Source organism: Undibacterium sp. Tian12W, assembly GCF_049339405.1.
GTDB lineage: Bacteria > Pseudomonadota > Gammaproteobacteria > Burkholderiales > Burkholderiaceae_D > Undibacterium.
Window position 1 is genome coordinate 1 of record NZ_JBMPPK010000071.1, and the last position, 574, is coordinate 574.

The window sequence follows — 574 nt, forward strand, 5'->3', positions numbered from 1 at the left end:
GCGGAAGTTGCCAAACTGCGCAAGGAACTGGCAGAAACGCGTATGGAGCGAGATATCGTAAAAAAGGCGGCAGCGTATTTTGCGCAGGAGTCGTTGCCAAATACGCGTTCATGAAGACCATGCGACTTGCCTACCCAATAACGACCTTGTGCCGTACCTTTGGCGTTTCGCGCAGTGGATTCTATGCCTGGCTGAGCGGCACACCGTCGCAGCGCGTCAAGACGGATGAACGCCTGAAGCTTGCCATTACCGCCGTGCACAAACAAAGCCGTGAGACCTATGGCCCGCTGCGTATGCAGCCAGAATTGGCAGCACAGGGATTTAAAGCCGGTCGTGACCGCATTGCCCGTCTGCGTCGTGAGCTTGCCTTACGCTGCAAGCAGAAACGCAAGTTCAAAGCCACGACCAACTCGAATCACTCTCTTCCTGTTGCATCGAATTTATTGAATCAGACATTTGCTCCAAGCCGTCCAAACGAAGTATGGCTGACTGATATCACCTATATCAGCACTGGAGAAGGATGGCTTTATCTGGCAGGGATCAAGGATGTGTATACCTGCGAGATTGTTGGCTA

The 574-nt window shown here is 52.6% G+C and carries 1 pseudogene; it reads left to right on the forward strand.

Features of this window, described 5'->3' with window-relative positions:
• Positions 1-574 (forward strand): annotated as a pseudogene (locus ACO0LI_RS30645) (IS3 family transposase); the annotation flags it as partial.